This is a genomic window from Streptomyces sp. NRRL B-24085 (genome assembly GCF_001282115.1).
Classification (GTDB): Bacteria; Actinomycetota; Actinomycetes; order Streptomycetales; family Streptomycetaceae; genus Streptomyces.
The window spans coordinates 1-5286 of record NZ_LJBR01000638.1 but is presented as its reverse complement, the minus strand read 5'-3'; the positions used below and the strand labels follow the sequence as shown (position 1 = coordinate 5286).

4 protein-coding genes are annotated in these 5286 nt (G+C 74.0%); 2 read left to right on the top strand and 2 right to left on the bottom strand.

Annotated features, from left to right (window positions below; genetic code table 11):
* Positions 1 to 1542 (bottom strand): BACON domain-containing protein (locus AOJ26_RS40690; protein ID WP_053853353.1); only part of this gene is annotated, 1542 nt, incomplete at its 3' end.
* Positions 1543 to 1773: 231 nt separating this feature from the next.
* Between AOJ26_RS40690 and radA the strand changes: the two genes are divergently transcribed.
* The gene (radA, locus tag AOJ26_RS40685) at positions 1774 to 3183 is read left to right on the top strand and encodes a DNA repair protein RadA (RefSeq protein ID WP_053853352.1); all 1410 of its coding nucleotides are present in this window, start codon (positions 1774 to 1776) and stop codon (positions 3181 to 3183) included.
* An 81-nt stretch (positions 3184 to 3264) separates the two neighbouring features.
* Positions 3265 to 4389, top strand: a complete 1125-nt coding sequence (disA, locus tag AOJ26_RS40680) for a DNA integrity scanning diadenylate cyclase DisA (RefSeq protein WP_053853351.1) — start codon at positions 3265 to 3267, stop codon at positions 4387 to 4389.
* A gap of 87 nt (positions 4390 to 4476) precedes the next feature.
* Here the strand turns inward: disA and AOJ26_RS40675 are convergent, their stop codons facing one another.
* A complete protein-coding gene (locus AOJ26_RS40675; protein ID WP_234358806.1) occupies positions 4477 to 5226 on the bottom strand; it encodes a hypothetical protein in 750 nt (249 codons plus the stop codon).
* Positions 5227 to 5286 lie beyond the last annotated feature (60 nt).

Below are 5286 nucleotides of genomic sequence, written 5' to 3'. Positions count from 1 at the left end.
GGTCGAGGCCGTGGGGCCGGGGCTGGACGGCGGTGTCGTCGGCTCACCGGGGTCGGACGGGGCGGGCGCCGTGCCGTAGCCCTCGATGGTGACGACGGCGCCTGCCGGTGCGATCGCCACGCGCGCGCTCCAGGGGCCGGACGGCTCGCGCAGATGATCGACGTACACCTTGATCGTCAACGACTCGCCGGGTTTCAGGGTTCCCGAGGACTGGCTCAGGTAGAGCCAGGGGGCGCCCGTGGTGGCCGACCAGCGGACCGGGGCGTCGCCGGTCGCGGTGAGGGTGACCAGCGTGGTGTCGCCGTTGTTGCCGGCGTCGACCTCCAGGTGTCCGGCGCCCTTCCGGCCGGCCCCGGCGACGCTCACCACCTCCACCGAGACGTCGGGCCGGCCGTCCTTGGCGAAGCGGTTGCCGGGTTTCGCGCTGGCGTTGCCGGCGTTCTGGTAGCCGCCGCTGGCCGCCACGCCGTCCAGGCTGTCGGGGCCGTGCGCCTCGCTGGCGCTGGTGGAGTGACCGTCGGCCTCCTCGCCGGGGCCGCCCCGGTAGGCGGCCCACAGGGCCAGCACGGGAGCGGCGACCACGGTGGCGACGACGGTCGTGGTGACGGCACGCGCGCGGAGACGGTCGCGGCGGGCGGCCCGGTCCTTGGGGTCCATCGGGAAGCCGCGCCGGTCGAAGCGGGGCACGGCGACGCCACGCGCGCGTGGCGGGTGCGCGGACGCCTTGTGCAGGGCCGCGCGGGGTGCCTCCAGCACGGGCAGCTCGGCGGGCGTGATCATGGCGCCGGGCCAGCGGCCGGGGATCGCGCGCTCGGCACTGCGGCGGCAGCGCGGACAGTCGTCGACGTGGCGCACGAGTTCGCGGCGCAGGGCGGAGCTGAGCACGAACTGGCTGTCGCCGGTCAACCGCGCCACGCTCGGGCAGTCACCGGTCTCGACGACGGCGAGGGCCGCGCGCGTGCGCTCGACCTCGCAGGCGGCGGAGGCGAGCAGTTCACGGGCGCCGGCGAGGTCCATGCCGAGGACGGCGGCGACCTCGTGGGCGGCGAGGTGGTGGCGCACGGCGAGTTCGAGCGCCTCGCGCTGCTCGGGGGTCGTACCGGCCGCCTCCGGCCAGGCCAGCAGGGCGAGTTCGCGGCGCCGCGCCTCCAGCACGTCCTCTGCGGGCGGGGGTTCGGCGGACTGCCGGGACGCGCCGTGGCGCCCCGCCGCGTGCGTGGCCTGACGTTTCTGCTTGGCTTCGGCGAGCTTGCGCAGACAGGCCCAGCGGGCCAGGGCGTACAGCCAGGCCCTGCGGTCGCCGGCCGCGTCCGGGCCGCCGCGCCTCTCGGCGAGCGCGAGGACGTCGGCGAGGGCGGCGGTCGCCGCGTCGTGGTCGCACAGCACGGACATGCAGTAGGTGAACAGGCCGTCGAGGTACGGCTCACAGCGCGCGGGCGGCCGCTGCGCCAGGGTGCGCGCCGCGCCGCGGTCGCGCTCCTGCCGTTGCGCCCGGTGCGCGCCGGTGGTGCGGGTCGAGGTCTCCGGACTGCTGCTCATCATCCGTGGACCGTAGGGGGCGAAACATGGCCCCTTCCTGCGCCTTGAGCACTTTTACTCCGTACGGGTGAAACGATCCCTCAATAGGGGACGGGAACCCGCGATTCGATGGCTTGTTCCCGCCGTGACGTGGCCGATTCACATGTCGAGGCAGTCGGCGGTTCCGGCTGCCGGGCCGCGTGCCGTCGGGCGGGCGGCGACGGCGTTGTCAGTGGCGGCGGTTACCGTTCGTGCATGGCCACCCGTACGAAGTCCGCCAAGGAGCGCCCGTCCTACCGCTGCACCGAGTGCGGCTGGCAGACGGCCAAGTGGCTCGGCCGCTGCCCCGAGTGCCAGGCCTGGGGGACGATCGAGGAGTACGGCGCCCCCGCGGTGCGTACGACGACACCCGGCCGCGTCACCACCTCCGCCGTGCCCATCGGCCAGGTCGACGGCCGCCAGGCCACCGCCCGCTCCACCGGCGTGCCGGAGCTGGACCGGGTGCTCGGCGGCGGTCTCGTGCCCGGCGCGGTGGTGCTCCTCGCGGGCGAGCCCGGCGTCGGCAAGTCCACGCTGCTGCTGGACGTGGCGGCCAAGTCGGCGAGCGACGAGCACCGCACGCTCTACGTGACCGGCGAGGAGTCCGCGAGCCAGGTCCGGCTGCGCGCCGACCGCATCGGCGCGATCGACGACCACCTGTATCTCGCCGCCGAGACCGACCTGTCGGCGGTGCTCGGGCACCTGGACGCGGTGAAGCCGTCGCTGCTGATCCTCGACTCGGTGCAGACGGTGGCCTCCCCGGAGATCGACGGCGCCCCGGGCGGCATGGCCCAGGTGCGCGAGGTGGCCGGGGCGCTGATCCGGGCCTCCAAGGAGCGCGGCATGTCCACGCTGCTGGTGGGCCATGTCACCAAGGACGGCGCGATCGCCGGCCCGCGCCTGCTGGAGCACCTGGTGGACGTGGTGCTGAGCTTCGAGGGCGACCGGCACGCGCGCCTCAGGCTCGTACGGGGCGTCAAGAACCGCTACGGCGCCACCGACGAGGTCGGCTGCTTCGAGCTGCACGACGAGGGCATCACTGGCCTCGCGGACCCAAGCGGACTTTTCCTGACACGTCGTGACGAACCGGTGCCCGGTACCTGTCTCACCGTCACCCTGGAGGGCCGCCGTCCCCTGGTGGCCGAGGTCCAGGCGCTCACCGTCGACTCGCAGATCCCCTCGCCCCGGCGCACCACCTCGGGTCTGGAGACCTCCCGTGTCTCGATGATGCTCGCCGTCCTGGAGCAGCGCGGCCGGATCAGCGCGCTCGGCAAGCGGGACATCTACTCCGCGACGGTCGGCGGGGTAAAGCTTTCGGAACCTGCCGCGGACCTCGCGGTCGCGCTCGCCCTGGCGTCGGCGGCGAGCGACACCCCGCTGCCCAAGAACCTCGTCGCGATCGGCGAGGTGGGGCTCGCGGGCGAGGTCAGACGGGTCACGGGCGTCCAGCGCAGGCTCTCCGAGGCCCACCGTCTGGGGTTCACGCACGCGCTCGTTCCGGGCGATCCCGGCAAGGTCCCGGCCGGTATGAAGGTCCTGGAAGTCGCGGACATAGGGGACGCCCTGAGGGTCCTTCCGCGCTCGCGTCGGCGAGAGGCCCCGCGGGACGCGGAGGACCGCCGGTAGACTTTGCCCTGGTCTCGCCCGTCCGTACGAACCGAATGTGCGACACGGGAGCGCCCAAGACCCCGCGACCGGAGGAGAGCAGTGGCAGCCAACGACCGGGCAGCAGCTCCCGGAAAGTCCGGTGGGAGTGCCGGTTCCGATGGCCTGATGCGCGCCTCCCTGAGCGCCGTGGCCCCCGGCACCGCCCTGCGCGACGGCCTTGAGCGGGTGCTGCGCGGCAACACCGGCGGACTCATCGTGCTCGGCTTCGACAAGACGGTGGAGACGATGTGCACGGGCGGTTTCGTCCTGGACGTCGAGTTCGCGGCCACGCGCCTGCGTGAGCTGTGCAAGCTGGACGGCGGCATCGTGCTGTCGTCCGACCTGTCGAAGATCCTGCGGGCGGGCGTGCAGTTCGTGCCCGACGCGACGATCCCGACGGAGGAGACGGGCACCCGGCACCGCACCGCGGACCGGGTGAGCAAGCAGGTCGGCTTCCCGGTGGTCTCGGTCTCCCAGTCGATGCGTCTGATCGCCCTGTACGTCGACGGGCAGCGCCGCGTCCTGGAGGACTCCGCGGCGATCCTGTCCCGCGCCAACCAGGCCCTGGCGACCCTGGAGCGCTACAAGCTGCGCCTGGACGAGGTCGCGGGCACGCTCTCCGCGCTGGAGATCGAGGACCTGGTGACGGTCCGGGACGTGTCGGCCGTGGCCCAGCGCCTGGAGATGGTCCGCCGTATCGCCACGGAGATCGCCGAGTACGTGGTCGAACTCGGCACGGACGGACGCCTGCTCGCCCTCCAGCTGGACGAGTTGATCGCGGGCGTGGAGCCGGAACGCGAACTGGTGGTCCGGGACTACGTCCCCGAGCCCACCGCGAAGCGCTCCCGCACGGTCGACGAGGCGCTGTCGGAGCTGGACGCGCTGACCCACGCCGAGCTCCTCGAACTGCCCACCGTGGCCCGCGCCCTGGGCTACACCGGCTCCCCCGAGGCGATCGACTCGGGCGTCTCCCCCCGCGGCTTCCGCCTGCTGGCCAAGGTCCCGCGGCTGCCGGGCGCGATCATCGACCGCCTGGTGGAGCACTTCGGCGGCCTCCAGAAGCTGCTGGCGGCCAGCGTCGACGACCTCCAGACGGTGGACGGCGTCGGCGAGGCGAGGGCGAGGAGCGTCCGGGAGGGCCTGTCGAGGCTGGCGGAGAGCTCGATCCTGGAACGGTACGTATAGAGCCTTCAGGGGCGGGGGGAACAGCGCGCCAAGCCCTCACCGGGCCGCAGACGGCGAAGAACCGTCTGCGGCACCCCCTCGGTCGTCCTAGTCGTTCTCCAGCACGAACGAGGCCTGAGCCGTGGCATACCCGGGCGCCTTGACCTCCACCAGGTAGGTGCTGGCCCCCGCCGACCCCGCGGGAGGCGTCGCGCACTGCGGAGCGCTCGGCTTGCGGTCCCACTTCACGGTGTACGTGATGCTGCTGCCGGCCGGAGCCCGGTAGACCAGGTGGCCCGCGGTCCTGGGGCAGTCGGCGGACGACCAGTACGGGTCGTCCTCGTCGGCCTGAGTGATCGTCAACACCGCGTTCTTGGGGCCGAGATCGACCTTGCAGTCGCTGCCGGAGGAGTTCGTCGCGGTCAGCAGCAGCGTCGGCGTCTCGCCGGGCTCGTAGGCGTTGTGCAGGCTGCGCACGCTCAACCGCACCGCGCCCGCCGTGCAGTTGGGCAGCGTGGAACCGGCCGGAAGGGTGTCGCCCTGCCCGACCCCGATGCCCGTACCGCTGCCGCCGACGCCGACGCCCCCGGCGCCCGAGCCGCCCGCACCCGCGGAGCCGCCCGTGCCGGTCTCACCGCCGGCCCCCGAGCCGCCTCCCGCGGCCGCACCCGCGCCGGCGGCGACACCGGCGGGGGTTCGGGCTCGGGCTCGGGTTCCGCCGCCGGCGCGGGTGCGGCCGCGGGAGGCGGCTCGGGGGCCGGCGGTGAGGCCGGCACGGGCGGCTCCGCGGGTGCGGGCGGCTCGGGCGCCGGGGGCGTCGGCGTCGGCGGCAGCGGTACGGGCATCGGGGTCGGGCAGGGCGACACCCTTCCGGCCGGTTCCACGCTGCCCAACTGCACGGCGGGCGCGGTGCGGTTG